The sequence below is a fragment of the Streptomyces sp. NPDC032721 genome (assembly GCF_055579625.1).
Window position 1 is genome coordinate 46,827 of record NZ_JBVIMX010000006.1, and the last position, 12,423, is coordinate 59,249.

Here is a 12,423-nt window from a genome sequence, read left to right on the forward strand (position 1 = left end):
CTCGCCGCCCACCGCGGCGCCGCCGTCCGGCCCCGCCTGCTCCTGCTTGGCTCCCCCCCCCCCCCCCCCCCAACCCCCCCCTCCCCCGCCCCCCCCCCCCCCCCCCCCCCCCCCCCCCGCCGTCACACACGCTCGTGCTCGGATGCCTAGGCGTCGCGCCTGTGGCGTCCGTGTGCCGGAGCCGTCGGCTCCTCCTTCGGGGCGGATTCGCCCCGGTGCTTGCCTGGACCGACCGGCCCGCCCTGCGCGGGAACCGTGGTCTGCGGTCGCACCTGGGTGGGGTCGGTGAGGGTTTCGGACATCTGGGAAATTCACCCCGTCAACAAATCGCTTACATACGTACGCCCAGGTCCGCCTGCCCCCGGGCCCGCGAGTCTAATCGCCCGTCCTCGGCTCGGTCATGGGGGTTGTCCCCTCGGCCGGCAGGGTCGGCACGGGCACCGGAATCCGCACCGGAACGGTCATCCGCACCATCTCCGGAGCAGCCGCGTGCGCCGACGGAGAACCCGACGCCGGTACGGCGAGGGAGACGGCGGGCGGGGTGCGGGGCGCGGTCGGCGCGGGCGGCGCGGGGGCGGCTGGGGCCGCAGCCGGGACGGGCGCCGGGGCCGGACCCTCCGCCTCCGTCGCTACCGGCGTCCTGGGCCGGGTCCCGATCCGGTGCAGCCGCCCCGTCAGCGTTGCCTGTTGAAGAGGTACGGGCCTCCAGGCGGCCGAAGTCTCCCGGTCCGCACCGTTCCTGTCGGGCGCACCCTCCGCCGCCCCCTGCCCTGCCGCACCGGTCTCCGCTTCTGCCTCCGCTTCCTCCTCCGCCGACGGCGAGCACACCTCCGCGACCCCGCACGGCACCTCGTCCGTAGAGAACGGCAGCCGCAGCACGCCCTCCCGTGTCCACAGCCCCGCGCCCGCCAACCAGCCGACGGGCGCCGCCAGTTGGTGGAGCCTGCCGTCCGTGGGGCGCCACAGTCCGACCCAGCTCGCGGCCGGGGTGGCGGACCGGTCCGCCCGGTCGATCCGTACCGCCACCGCACACGACTCCGGCATCAGCACCTGCCCGGGCTGCGCGGCGAAGGGCGTCACCGTACAAGCGCCCACCCGCAGGGACTCCGGGAAGCGGACCGGGCGGGTGCTGCCCAGCACGCCCCAGCCGAGGCGGTCCTCGCCGGGTGCGTCCGAGCGGATCACCAGCAGCCCGCTGTCCGGGTCGGCGAGCAGCAGCCGGTCGTTGCTGTGCTCCGCGATCTGCAGCAGCGGGGTCGCCTCGCCGCCGCGCTCCAGGTCCACGGCGACGGACTTGACCACCGGGCCGCCCGGCCCCGGGGTCTCCCGGTCCAGCGCGAGCATCCGCCCCGTACGGTCCAGCCACACCCCGCCCGTGCAGCGGCCCGGTACCTCGGCCACGTGCTCCGGGCCGAAGGCGCCGCCCGCGACCAGCCACAGGGCGGTCGAGTGCGCGCCGACGGCCAGCGCGTACGCCGCGCTGCCGCCCGGGGCGGGAGGGAGCAGGGTGAGCGGGCCCGCGCCGAACTCGATCGCGCCCAGCGGGAGTTCACCCGTGGCGGGGCCCGTGGGGTAGAGGAGGGAGAAGAGGTGCCTGCCCATCACCTCGCGGTGGATCAGCACCCGTCCGTCGGCCAGCGGCAGCAGCTCGGTGCCGGGCTCCTCGGGCTGGTCGGCGGGGAGCGGCACCGCGTACGGCTCGGGGCCGTCCAGGGTCCACCGCTCCGGGAACCACGCCTCACCGCTCCCGGCCAGGCGCGCCGCGTACGAACCGTCCGCGGCGATCGTGCACCCGGGGCGCCGCACCGCACCGCCCTCCGGGGCGGTCTCGATGGCACAGGCAGTCATTGATCCGTCACCTCCGCCCGCGACGCTAGTTTTCGGCTTTCCCGCCGGACAACACGAGTCACGTCACTTCACACATAAGGGTGGCCGTCCGGTCGTTCCAGCGATAAGGGCGGGACGGGTGTGCTCGGGGGAGTCCACAGGGAGACGTAAGGTTAGGTTCGCCTAAGTGTTTGAGGGGCGCGTGCGGCGGTCCGCGCGGGCCTCGTCGCAAGCCCCCGTTCGTTGCCCGGAAGCGAGTCCTCCCATGTCGTCGTCCATACGCCGCCGCACCACCGCCGCAGTCACCCTGGCGGTCACCGCCGCGCTCGCCCTGTCCGCCTGCGGGGGCGGCGACGCCGACGCCAAGGGCGAGAAGAAGTCCGACGGCGGGAAGTCCGTCGCCCAGGGCGGCAAGGACTTCGGGGACGCCGCGGCGAAGACCGCCGCACTCGGCACGGACGCCAAGCCCGGCCAGTTCCCGCGCACCGTCACCCACGCCATGGGCAAGACCGAGCTCAAGGCCGCGCCCAAGCGGGTCGTGGTGCTCGACGTCGGCGAGCTGGACAACGTCGTGTCGCTGGGCATGCAGCCGGTCGGCTGGGCCCCCTCCGAGGGCTCGCAGGAGCTGCCCGCGTACCTGAAGAAGGGCGCGGGAAGCCCCAAGAACGTCGGCACCATCAACAGCCTCAACCTGGAGGCGATCGACGCACTCAAGCCCGACCTCATCCTGGGCAGCCAGCTGCGCGCGGAGAAGCAGTACAAGCTGCTCTCCCAGATCGCCCCGACGGTCTTCTCCATCCGCCCCGGCTTCACTTGGAAGGAGAACCTGAAGCTGAACGCCGCCGCCCTGGACAAGAGCGCCGAGGCCGACGCCCAGCTCGCCGCGTACGAGAAGAAGGCCAAGCAGCTCGGCACCGACGTGGCCGCCGCGAACGGCGGCAAGAAGCCGACGATCACCATGCTGCGCTACATGCCGGAGAAGACCCGGCTGTACGCGAAGGCCTCCTTCATCGGCACCATCCTCGACGACGCCGGCCTGCCCCGCCCGAAGAACCAGCAGGTCAACGACCTCGCGGCGGAGGTCAGCCCGGAGAAGATCGACGAGGCGGCCGCCGACTGGATCTTCACCGGCGTGTACGGCGACGCCAAGGCCACCAAGCGCGACAAGGCCGAGGCCAACCCCCTGTGGAACAAGCTGGATGCGGTCAAGAAGGGCCAGGCCAAGGACGTCCCGGACGAAACCTGGTACCTGGGCCTGGGCACCGCCGCCGCGGACGAGGTCCTGAAGGACCTCCGCGGCTTCCTGATCAAGTAGCCGCCAAGCGAACCGAGCGGGCGGACAGGCGGCCGCCGGTGGTCAGTGGCGGGCGGTCAGGCATACGGGGTACGGACGGCAGGTAGCCTTGCATCCGTGCCCCGTCTGTCTGAAGTCATCGCCGCCCTCGACGCCCTCTGGCCCCCCGAGCGGGCCGAGAGCTGGGACGCCGTCGGTACGGTCTGTGGCGATCCGGACACCGAGGTGTGCCGGGTGCTGTTCGCCGTCGACCCCGTTCAGGAGATCGCCGACGAGGCCGTCGAGCTGGGCGCCGATCTGATCGTCACCCACCACCCGCTCTATCTGCGCGGTACGACGACGGTCGCGGCCACCCACTTCAAGGGCCGCGTCGTGCACACGCTCATCAAGAACGACATCGCCCTGCACGTCGCGCACACCAACGCCGACACCGCCGACCCCGGCGTCTCGGACGCCCTCGCCGCCGCCCTCGACCTCCGCGTCGTGGGGCCGCTGGTGCCGGACGCGTCCGATCCGCACGGCCGGCGCGGGCTCGGCCGGATCTGTGAGCTCGACCACCCCGAGAGCGTGCGCGAGTTCGCCGAGCGTGCGGCCCAGCGGCTGCCGGGGACCGCGCAGGGGATCCGTTTCGCGGGCGACCCGGACGCCACCGTACGTACCGTCGCCGTCAGCGGCGGATCAGGCGACAGCCTCTTCGAGCAGGTCAGGGCGGCGGGCGTGGACGCCTTCCTGACCGCCGACCTGCGGCACCACCCGGTCTCCGAGGCCCGTGAGACCGCCCCGGCCCCCGCGCTGGTCGACGCCGCGCACTGGGCCACCGAGTGGCCCTGGTGCGAACAGGCCGCCGGACAGCTCGAAACGATCTCCGACCGTGCGGGGTGGAACCTTCGGGTCCATGTCTCGCGGACGGTCACCGACCCCTGGACCTCCCAGCTGGCCTCCGGGCCCGCCACCGGGTCCGCCACCGACTTCGCTGCCCCCTTCTCTTCTCCTGGAGCCCCCAACTGAACGCCGCGCCCGCCGACCAGATCCGACTTCTCGACGTCCAGGCCCTCGACGTACGGCTGTCCCAGCTCGCCCACAAGCGCCAGTCGCTGCCCGAACACGCCGAGATCGAGTCGCTGACCAAGGACCTCACCCAGCTGCGCGACCTCCTGGTCGCCGCGACCACCGAGGAGTCCGACACCGCCCGCGAGCAGACCAAGGCCGAGCAGGACGTCGACCAGGTCCGTCAGCGCGCCACCCGCAACCAGCAGCGGCTCGACTCCGGGGCCATCACCTCCCCGAAGGACCTGGAGAACCTCCAGAAGGAGATCGTCTCGCTGGCCAAGCGCCAGGGTGACCTGGAGGACGTCGTCCTGGAGGTCATGGAGCGCCGCGAGTCCGCCCAGGAGCGCGCCGCCGAACTGACCGCGCGCGTCGACTCCGTACAGGCCAAGGCCGACGACGCCACCGCGCGCCGCGACGCCGCCACCGCCGAGCTCGACCAGGAGGCCGCGAAGGTCGCCAAGGAGCGCGAGGTCGTGGTGGCCTCGGTCCCCGCCGACCTGGTCAAGCTGTACGAGAAGCTGCGCACGCAGTCCGGTGGCGTCGGCGCCGCCCGCCTCTACCAGCGCCGCTGCGAGGGCTGCCAGCTGGAGCTCAACATCACCGAGGTGATGGAGGTCCGCGCCGCCGCCCCGGACACGGTGCTGCGCTGCGAGAACTGCCGCCGCATCCTGGTCCGTACGTCCGAGTCGGGGCTGTAGGCCGCGATGACGACGGCTCAGACCGTACGCAGCCTCGTCGTCGAGGCCGACGGGGGCTCCCGGGGCAACCCGGGGCCCGCCGGTTACGGCGCGGTCGTCCTCGACCCGCAGACCGGGGAGACGCTGGCCGAGGCCGCCGAGTACATCGGTGTCGCCACGAACAACGTCGCCGAGTACAAGGGGCTGATCGCCGGGCTGAAGGCGGCCCGCGACCTCTTCCCGGACGCCCGGGTGCACGTGCGGATGGACTCCAAGCTGGTCGTCGAGCAGATGTCGGGCCGCTGGAAGATCAAGCACCCCGACATGAAGCCCCTCGCGGCCGAGGCGGCGACGATCCTGCCGCGCGCCCAGGTCCGCTACGAGTGGATTCCGCGCGAGAAGAACAAGCACGCGGACCGGCTCGCGAACGAGGCGATGGACGCGGGCAAGAAGGGCAAGCAGTGGGAGCCCTCGGGTTCCTTCGCCGGTGCTTCGGCTGCCGGTGCTTCGGTGCGTGCCGCGGCTGCCGCCGCCGTCGTCGAGGCGCCCCGGGTGGTCGGGGACGCGGCGGCCGGTGCGGCGAAGGCGCGGGCGGCACTGGCGGGCGCACGGACCGCGGCGCCCGCCGCCGAGGGTCTTTTCGCGCTGGACGAGGAGCCCGTCGCGGTTCCTGAGGCTTCGTCAGCCCCCACTGTGGGATGGGGAGTTGCCGCCGACCTCGGCGAGCCCGCCACCCTCGTGCTGCTGCGGCACGGCGAGACCCTGCTCACCCCGGAGAAGCGCTTCTCCGGCAGCGGCGGCTCCGACCCCATGCTCTCCGCGGTCGGCCGCAAGCAGGCCGAGGCCGTCGCCGCCTCGCTCGCCGCGCGCGGCACCGTCCAGGCGATCGTCAGCTCCCCGCTGCTGCGCTGCCGCGAGACGGCGGACGCGGTGGCCCGCCGCCTCGGTCTGCCCGTACAGGTCGAGGAGGACCTGCGGGAGACGGACTTCGGCGCCTGGGAGGGGCTGACGTTCGGCGAGGTCAAGGAGCGCTACGCCGAGGACCTGGACGACTGGCTGGAGTCCCCGGACGCGGCCCCGACCGGCGGCGGCGAGAGCTTCGCCGAGGTGGCGACGCGGGTCGCGGCGGCCAGGGACCGGCTGACCGAAAAGTATGCGGGCAGGACGGTGCTGGTCGTCACGCACGTCACCCCGGTCAAGACGCTGGTGCGACTCGCTCTCGGGGCGCCGCCTCAGGCGCTGTTCCGGATGGAACTGTCGGCGGCGTCGCTGTCGGCGGTCGCGTACTACGCGGACGGCAACGCCTCGGTGCGGCTGCTGAACGACACCTCGCACCTGCGCTGAGCGTCCGCCCCCCGGCACGGTGAAGCCCCGGCCCCCTTTCCCTTGTCCAGGGTGGGGGCCGGGGCTTTGTCCGTGAGGGTTACCGCAGCCCTGCCGCCTCCCGGGCCAGCTTCTCCACCCGGTCCCAGTCGCGCGCGGCGAGCGCGTCCGCCGGGAGCATCCAAGTGCCGCCCACGCAGCCGACGTTGGGCAGCGAGAGGTAGGACGGGGCGGAGGCGAGGGAGATGCCTCCGGTCGGGCAGAACCGGGCCTGGGGGAGCGGGCCGGAGAGCGACTTGAGGTACGCGGTGCCACCGGCGGCCTCGGCCGGGAAGAACTTCATGTCGGTGACGCCGCGCTCCAGGAGCGCGACCACCTCGGAGGTGGTCGACACCCCCGGCAGGAACGGCACCCCGGAGCCGCGCATCGCGTCGAGCAGGGAGTCCGTCCAGCCCGGGCTGACCAGGAACTGCGCCCCGGCCGCCACGGAATCGGCCACCCCGGCGGGGGAGATCACGGTCCCGGCACCGACGACCGCCTTCGGCACCTCGGCGGCGACGGCCCGGATCGCGTCCAGGGCGGCCGGTGTCCGCAGGGTCACCTCGATGGCGGGCAGGCCGCCTGCGACGAGGGCTCGGGCGAGCGGGACGGCGTGCTCGGGGTCCTCGATCACGACGACGGGGATCACGGGGGCGAGGGCGAAGAGGGAGGGCATATCGCCATCCTGCCCTGGGGTGAGCATTCTGCACAACGGGCGTTGCGTGCTGTGCAATAGGTGGGGGTGGGGGGCCATGGCGGGGGCGGGGCGGGCCCGGAGGGTTCGGCTCCGCCGGGGGCCGCCCCCTTGCCCGCCCGTTCCGCCCCCGGGGGGCGGCCCCGCCGCCCAAGGGGGCTAGGGGGTAGGGGTGTGGGGCGGCCCCGCCGCCCAAGGGGGCGGGGCGGGAAGGTTCGCTTACGCTGCGATGAGGAGGGCCTCCGCGCCTACCGCCCGGTAGCCCGCCGCCTGAAACGCCCGTACGCTCCTCGCGTTTCCCGGGGCCTGCTGGGACCAGATCACCTCGCCCGCCGGGATCATGTGCCGTGCCGACTCCGCCAGTGCCCGCCCCAGTCCCCGGTGCCGCGACTCCTCGTCGACCTCGATCGCGGTCTCCCAGCGGCCGGCCAGCCCGCGGCCGATGACCAGGATCCCGCCGCCCTCCGACGACCACACCCGTACGTCGTCGCGGTACTTGCGCGCCCGTGCCACCCGGGGGTGCTCCGGGTCCTCCAGCGGAGTCAGTTCCAGCGGCGGCGGGCCGTCCAGCGCCGGGGCCAGGGTGAGCGAGCCCACCGTGTCCATGCGCCGCCCCGTCCGCGTCATCAGCGCGGCCAGGAACACCGGGTGCAGCGACGCCGAGAAGGGGTCGGGGCAGGCCGCTTCGAGCTGCGTCCTGATCCACTCCGGGTCCTCGTCCGAGAAGATCACCGAGTGCGCGGTGAAGGCCACCACACCGGCGTCCCGGGGGCTCGGCTGCGGAAGGACGAGCGTGCGACCGTCCGGTGGCGGGTACTGGCCCTGCGCCACCGAGGTCAATATGTCGCACAAAGAGCTGGGCACGGAGTTCCTCTGGATTGAAGGGTGCAGACCGAGAAGTCGGAAAAACAACCTTTCCACTCTACGCGCATAAACCCCGTGCCCCGCACGCCCGAGGACCCCTCAGTGGATCTGCCGCACCACCACGTCCAGCCCCCACGCCTTCCCCGCCCCCGCCGGCTCCGCGGCCTCCACCACGTGCCCCAGGTCCCGCAGCGCCACCACCAGCTCGGCGGGGTCGCGCGGTGCCGCGCCCGCGACCAGCAGGTCCCGTACGATCCGGCCCTTCGTCGCCTTGTTGAAGTGGCTGACCACCGAACGCTTCTCCACGCCGTTCACCGTCTGCGCGTGCAGGACCCGTACCGTCGCCGTCCGCCCCGCGACCTCGCCCTTCGGCTTCCACGCCGAGGCGTACGCGGCGGAGCGCAGGTCCAGCACCAGCCCGTCGCCCGCCGCCTCCGGCAGCACCTGCGCCATCGCCGGCCGCCAGTACGCGCCCAGCGCCCCGAGTCCCGGCAGCTTCACCCCCATCGAGCAGCGGTAGGAGGGGATCCGGTCGCCGACTCCCACCGCCCCCCACAGCCCCGAGAACACCAGCAGCCACTGCCGCGCCCGCTTGCGGGCCGCCGCGTCGAGCGAGGCCAGGTCCAGGGCGTCGTACAGCACACCCGTGTAGATCTCCCCGGCAGGACGGGTCCCGGCGGTCAGCAGCTCCGCGTTCTTGCCGACCTCGCCGCGCAGCCCCTCGCTCAGCCCGAGCACCTCACGGGCCTTCTCCTCGTCACCCCGGCACAGCTCGACCAACTCGGCCAGCACGGCCGCCCGCGCGTCGGCGAGCCCCGGCAGCGACAGGGACTCCGGCTTCAGCGGGGCGCCGCGCCCCGAAGCGGCCTTTCCTTCGGACGGCGGCAAGAGCACGAGCACGGGGTGACTCCTTCGTACGTACGAGATGAACCAGGCCACGGTAATCCGCCGCGATCCCCGCCAGAACCACCCCTTCCGCCGTGCCACTTCCCCCCTGCCGCCCTACGCTCGACCCATGCCCCGCCGCCAGATCCACGTGACCGGCGCCGCCGAGGCCGCTCCCCTGCGGGAGGCCCTGCGCGAGCTGCGGACGACGCTCGACCTGCCCGCCGACCCGGCAGGCCACGACGCCTTCCCGCCCGAGGTGACGGCCGAGGCACGGGAGCGGGCGGCGCACCCGCTGCTCCCGGCCGACCCGTTCGACGCCACCGGCCTCGCCCTCTTCACCATCGACCCGCCCACCTCCACCGACCTCGACCAGGCCATGCACCTGGCGCGGCGCGAGGGCGGCGGGTTCCGGGTGCACTACGCGATCGCCGACGTGGCCGCCTTCGTCGCGCCCGGCGGTGCGCTCGACGCCGAGGCGCACCGCCGCGTGACCACCCTCTACTTCCCGGACGAGAAGGTTCCGCTGCACCCGCAGCTGCTCTCGGAAGGCGCCGCGAGCCTGCTGCCCGACCAGACCTGCCCGGCCCTGCTCTGGCGGATCGACCTCGACGCGGACGGGGCGACGGTCGCCACCGACGTACGGCGCGCGATGGTCCGCAGCCGCGCCAAGCTGGACTACGAGGGCGTACAGGCGCAGATCGACGCGGGCACCGCCGAGGCACCCCTCGCCCTCCTCCGCGACATCGGCCTCCTGCGCGAGGCGCGGGAACGCGACCGGGGCGGCATCTCCCTCAACGTCCCCGAGCAGGAGATCGAACTCCGCGACGGCGCCTACCACCTCACCTGCCGCACCCCGCTGCCCGCCGACGGCTGGAACGCGCAGATCTCCCTGCTGACCGGAATGGCCGCCGCCGACCTCATGACCGCCTCCGGCACCGGCATCCTGCGCACCCTGCCCGCCGCCCCCGACGGCGCGGTGGCCCGGCTGCGCCGCAGCGCCCGAGCCCTGCACATCGACTGGCCGCACCACACCTCGTACGCGGAGATCGTCCGCAGCCTCGACCCGGCGGACCCGGCACACGCCGCCTTCCTCCAGGAGTGCACGACCCTCCTGCGCGGGGCGGGCTACACCGTCTTCACCGAAGGCCGCGTCCCCGACCCGGCCGTCCACGCGGCGGTGGCGGCCCCGTACACCCACTGCACGGCCCCGCTGCGCCGCCTCGTCGACCGGTACGCGGGGGAGCTGTGCGTGGCGGCGGTGGCGGGGCAGGACCCGCCCGACTGGGTCATGGCGGCCCTCCCCGAACTCCCCGGGGAGATGGCCGAGGGCACCCGCCGCCAGAACACCGTCGAACGCGAGTCCGTCGACATCGTCGAGGCCGCCCTCCTCAAGGACCGCATCGGCGAACTCTTCGACGCCCACGTCGTCGACGTCAAGGACCGCGAACCGACCGTCGGCACCGTCCAGCTGGACGGCGACCTCGCGGTCATCGCCCGGGTGGCGGGCGGCGGCAGCCTCCCCCTCGGCGAACGGATCAGGGTGCGGCTGACCCACGCGGACCCGGGGACGGCGAAGGTGCAGTTCGCCCCGGCGTGAGCAGGGGCTGGAGCGCGGGCTGGAGCATGGGCTCGGGCCCGGCCGGGACCGTCTCGACCCGCACGTCGCCCAGGTCGCCCCCAGCCCCCACGGCCCGCACCGCCCCCACCAGCCCCCGTGCATCGTCCGCGTGGAAGCAGACCTTCGTCACCGGCCGCCGCTTCCCGAGCAGCGACACCGCCTCCACCGGCTCGGCCAGCAGGACGGTCACATTGGTCTGCGACGCCACCGCCAGCTCCAGCAGACCGTCCTCGCCCTTCCCCGGATTCAGCCGCAGTTCGTACCGTACGGAGACGATCCGCTCGGCCGGCAGCAGCAGGTCCACATGCGCCCCGGACCGCACCCGCAGCCCGCCGTCCGCCCGTACGACATGGGGCCGGGTCACGGCAGCGGCGTGCAGCCCCAGGATCAGCACCACCGTGTACACGTCCAGCACCAGGAAGACCATCTGCACCACGGGCACCCCGGCCAGCAGGAAGTGCAGTCCCACCGTCTCCACGACGCACACGAACCCGAAGCCGAGCAGCAGCACCGACTGCGCCCCCGCGTGCGCGAACGCCCGGTCGCCGGGTCCCACCCCGTGCCGCCGCCGTCCCGCCCACCGCACCACCGAGACCATGACCCGCAGCTCGTGGCCGAGCAGCCGCAGCACGGCCTCCGGCACCAGCTCGGCGACGGCCTCCCGGCTGCTGAGCCCCTGCCGCCGCAGCCGTACGAAGGCGAACACCTCGGCGGTGACGACCGCCAGCACGACCACCTCGGCGGCCAGCAGCACCGCACCCGGCACCCGCACCCCCGCCAACAGGCAGACGACGAGCGTCACTTCGGCGGGAAGCACCGCATAAGCAACCCCCCTGAGCACTTTCTTGCCCTTTGTCCGCTTCATCTCCTTCATCGCCTTCACGGCCCTTCCCCTCCCCGTTCCGTCACCATCCGGATGGACTGCCGTACCGCTTCCGCCTGGGCCGGTGCGAAGTCCGCGAAGAAGGCGCGCAGGAACGCGTCGTCCTCGTCCGGCACTGCCTCGCCGTCCCACATCCCGTCAGGAATGCACGAGGCGAGCGCCCTGGCGGCCGTCAGCACGCGCGGGTCGTCGGCCTCCGCGTCGGCCAGCGCGTCGAGCAGGTCGTACGCGTGCTGGGCCCGCTCCGAGGCCCCGGGCAGGGCCGCCGCCTCGCGGAGCGCGTTCACCATCGGCCCCCGTGCGACCTCCGGGGCGGTGGTCTCCAGGAGTGCCAGCAGCTCGCGGTCCTTCGCCGCCATCGCCCCGCGCGCGGGCAGCCCGCGCAGCAGCTCGCCGAGCTCGGGCGAGATCGGCCCCTCCGCCGTCAGCTCCCCGACCCTGGCCTGCGCGAGCAGCGTCCCGATCCGCTGCCTGCGCCCCCGGATCTCCGCCTCCTGCCGGGCCAGGTCCGCGTCCAGTTCCTCCAGTACGACGGCCAGCTCGCGCCCCGCGTCGTCCCGGACCACGTCCCGCACCTCGTCGAGCCCGAGCCCCAGCTCGGTAAGCCGCCTGATCCGGGCGAGCACGACGGCATCGCGCAGGGTGTACTCGCGGTACCCGTTGGGCTTCCGCGCGGGCTCGGGCAGCAGCCCGACGTGGTGGTAGTGCCGCACCGCACGCGTGGTGATCCCGACGAGTGCGGCGATCTCTCCGATCCGCATGCACCCAGTAGAAACGTTGACGCTGCGACAAGGTCAAGCGTGATCGCCCGGCCGGGTAGCATGGTCGGCACAGCAGATGAGGCGACTGGGCGGTCGCGTGGAACTCCTCCGGGAGCTCCCCGAGGAACGTCCGGGCTCCACAGAGCAGGGTGGTGGCCAACAGCCACCCGGGGTGACCCGCGGGACAGTGCCACAGAAAACAGACCGCCCGGGACTTCGGTCCCAGGTAAGGGTGAAACGGTGGTGTAAGAGACCACCAGCGCCTGAGGTGACTCAGGCGGCTAGGTAAACCCCACCCGGAGCAAGGTCAAGAGGGACCGTCGAAAGAGGGTCCTGCGCGAACGTTCGAGGGCTGCTCGCCCGAGTTCGCGGGTAGACCGCACGAGGCCGGCGGCAACGCCGGTCCTAGATGGATGACCGTCTCCTCGGCGACCGCGAGGTCGCCGAGTGACAGAACCCGGCGTACAGGTCGGCTCATCTGCTGTTCTTCTCCCCGTGGGTAGGG

12 protein-coding genes and 1 other RNA gene are annotated in these 12,423 nt (G+C 73.3%); 6 read left to right on the plus strand and 7 right to left on the minus strand.

The window, feature by feature from the left end:
- Positions 1-146: 146 nt before the first annotated feature.
- Together ACZ5PB_RS14390 and ACZ5PB_RS14395 are read right to left on the minus strand one after the other, a co-directional pair.
- Positions 147-302, minus strand: coding sequence for a hypothetical protein (locus tag ACZ5PB_RS14390; RefSeq protein ID WP_468690989.1), 156 nt, complete (start codon positions 300-302; stop codon positions 147-149).
- Positions 303-375: 73 nt separating this feature from the next.
- The gene (locus ACZ5PB_RS14395) at positions 376-1,848 is read right to left on the minus strand and encodes a hypothetical protein (protein WP_468690991.1); all 1,473 of its coding nucleotides are present in this window, start codon (positions 1,846-1,848) and stop codon (positions 376-378) included.
- A 244-nt stretch (positions 1,849-2,092) separates the two neighbouring features.
- Here ACZ5PB_RS14395 and ACZ5PB_RS14400 point away from each other — a divergent pair, with 244 nt between their 5' ends.
- The 4 genes from ACZ5PB_RS14400 to ACZ5PB_RS14415 all read left to right on the plus strand — a co-directional run bounded on the left by ACZ5PB_RS14400 (position 2,093) and on the right by ACZ5PB_RS14415 (position 6,192).
- On the plus strand, positions 2,093-3,142 hold the full coding sequence (locus tag ACZ5PB_RS14400) for an ABC transporter substrate-binding protein (protein WP_468690992.1): 1,050 nt from the start codon (positions 2,093-2,095) through the stop codon (positions 3,140-3,142).
- Positions 3,143-3,238: 96 nt separating this feature from the next.
- Positions 3,239-4,129 carry a Nif3-like dinuclear metal center hexameric protein gene (locus tag ACZ5PB_RS14405; RefSeq protein WP_468690993.1) on the plus strand — a complete coding sequence of 297 codons (891 nt, stop codon included), beginning with the start codon at positions 3,239-3,241 and terminating at the stop codon, positions 4,127-4,129.
- Entirely contained in the window at positions 4,126-4,869 is a 744-nt protein-coding gene (locus tag ACZ5PB_RS14410) for a zinc ribbon domain-containing protein (protein ID WP_468691530.1), read from the plus strand. Before ACZ5PB_RS14405 ends, ACZ5PB_RS14410 begins: the two co-directional genes overlap by 4 nt.
- A 6-nt stretch (positions 4,870-4,875) precedes the next feature.
- The gene (locus ACZ5PB_RS14415; protein ID WP_468690995.1) at positions 4,876-6,192 is read left to right on the plus strand and encodes a bifunctional RNase H/acid phosphatase; all 1,317 of its coding nucleotides are present in this window, start codon (positions 4,876-4,878) and stop codon (positions 6,190-6,192) included.
- Positions 6,193-6,271: 79 nt separating this feature from the next.
- Here the strand turns inward: ACZ5PB_RS14415 and ACZ5PB_RS14420 are convergent, their stop codons facing one another.
- From ACZ5PB_RS14420 to yaaA, 3 genes are all read right to left on the minus strand, one after another.
- Entirely contained in the window at positions 6,272-6,886 is a 615-nt protein-coding gene (locus ACZ5PB_RS14420; RefSeq protein ID WP_468690999.1) for a bifunctional 4-hydroxy-2-oxoglutarate aldolase/2-dehydro-3-deoxy-phosphogluconate aldolase, read from the minus strand.
- Between the two features lie 237 nt (positions 6,887-7,123).
- Positions 7,124-7,768: a GNAT family protein gene (locus ACZ5PB_RS14425; RefSeq protein WP_468691000.1), complete on the minus strand. Its 645-nt coding sequence runs from the start codon at positions 7,766-7,768 to the stop codon at positions 7,124-7,126.
- Positions 7,769-7,867: 99 nt separating this feature from the next.
- Entirely contained in the window at positions 7,868-8,668 is an 801-nt protein-coding gene (gene yaaA / locus ACZ5PB_RS14430; protein ID WP_468691002.1) for a peroxide stress protein YaaA, read from the minus strand.
- Between the two features lie 115 nt (positions 8,669-8,783).
- Between yaaA and ACZ5PB_RS14435 the strand changes: the two genes are divergently transcribed.
- Entirely contained in the window at positions 8,784-10,253 is a 1,470-nt protein-coding gene (locus ACZ5PB_RS14435; protein ID WP_468691004.1) for an RNB domain-containing ribonuclease, read from the plus strand.
- Here ACZ5PB_RS14435 and ACZ5PB_RS14440 read toward each other — a convergent pair.
- Both ACZ5PB_RS14440 and ACZ5PB_RS14445 read right to left on the minus strand, forming a co-directional pair.
- A complete protein-coding gene (locus ACZ5PB_RS14440) occupies positions 10,192-11,148 on the minus strand; it encodes a hypothetical protein (protein WP_468691532.1) in 957 nt (318 codons plus the stop codon). The two genes, ACZ5PB_RS14435 and ACZ5PB_RS14440, sit on opposite strands and share 62 nt — an antisense overlap.
- A 5-nt stretch (positions 11,149-11,153) precedes the next feature.
- The gene (locus tag ACZ5PB_RS14445; RefSeq protein WP_468691006.1) at positions 11,154-11,918 is read right to left on the minus strand and encodes a MerR family transcriptional regulator; all 765 of its coding nucleotides are present in this window, start codon (positions 11,916-11,918) and stop codon (positions 11,154-11,156) included.
- A gap of 77 nt (positions 11,919-11,995) precedes the next feature.
- Between ACZ5PB_RS14445 and rnpB the strand changes: the two genes are divergently transcribed.
- Positions 11,996-12,399: RNase P RNA component class A (rnpB, locus tag ACZ5PB_RS14450), an RNA gene on the plus strand.
- Positions 12,400-12,423: the final 24 nt, after the last annotated feature.

Bases quoted from the DNA above. Each gene is read 5' to 3' on its own strand.
- ACZ5PB_RS14395 (WP_468690991.1), bottom strand. From the start codon at position 1,848: ATGACTGCCTGTGCCATCGAGACCGCCCCGGAGGGCGGTGCGGTGCGG.
- ACZ5PB_RS14445 (WP_468691006.1), bottom strand. From the start codon at position 11,918: ATGCGGATCGGAGAGATCGCCGCACTCGTCGGGATCACCACGCGTGCG.
- ACZ5PB_RS14415 (WP_468690995.1), top strand. From the start codon at position 4,876: ATGACGACGGCTCAGACCGTACGCAGCCTCGTCGTCGAGGCCGACGGG.
- ACZ5PB_RS14440 (WP_468691532.1), bottom strand. From the start codon at position 11,148: ATGAAGGAGATGAAGCGGACAAAGGGCAAGAAAGTGCTCAGGGGGGTT.
- ACZ5PB_RS14435 (WP_468691004.1), top strand. From the start codon at position 8,784: ATGCCCCGCCGCCAGATCCACGTGACCGGCGCCGCCGAGGCCGCTCCC.
- ACZ5PB_RS14400 (WP_468690992.1), top strand. From the start codon at position 2,093: ATGTCGTCGTCCATACGCCGCCGCACCACCGCCGCAGTCACCCTGGCG.
- ACZ5PB_RS14390 (WP_468690989.1), bottom strand. From the start codon at position 302: ATGTCCGAAACCCTCACCGACCCCACCCAGGTGCGACCGCAGACCACG.
- ACZ5PB_RS14420 (WP_468690999.1), bottom strand. From the start codon at position 6,886: ATGCCCTCCCTCTTCGCCCTCGCCCCCGTGATCCCCGTCGTCGTGATC.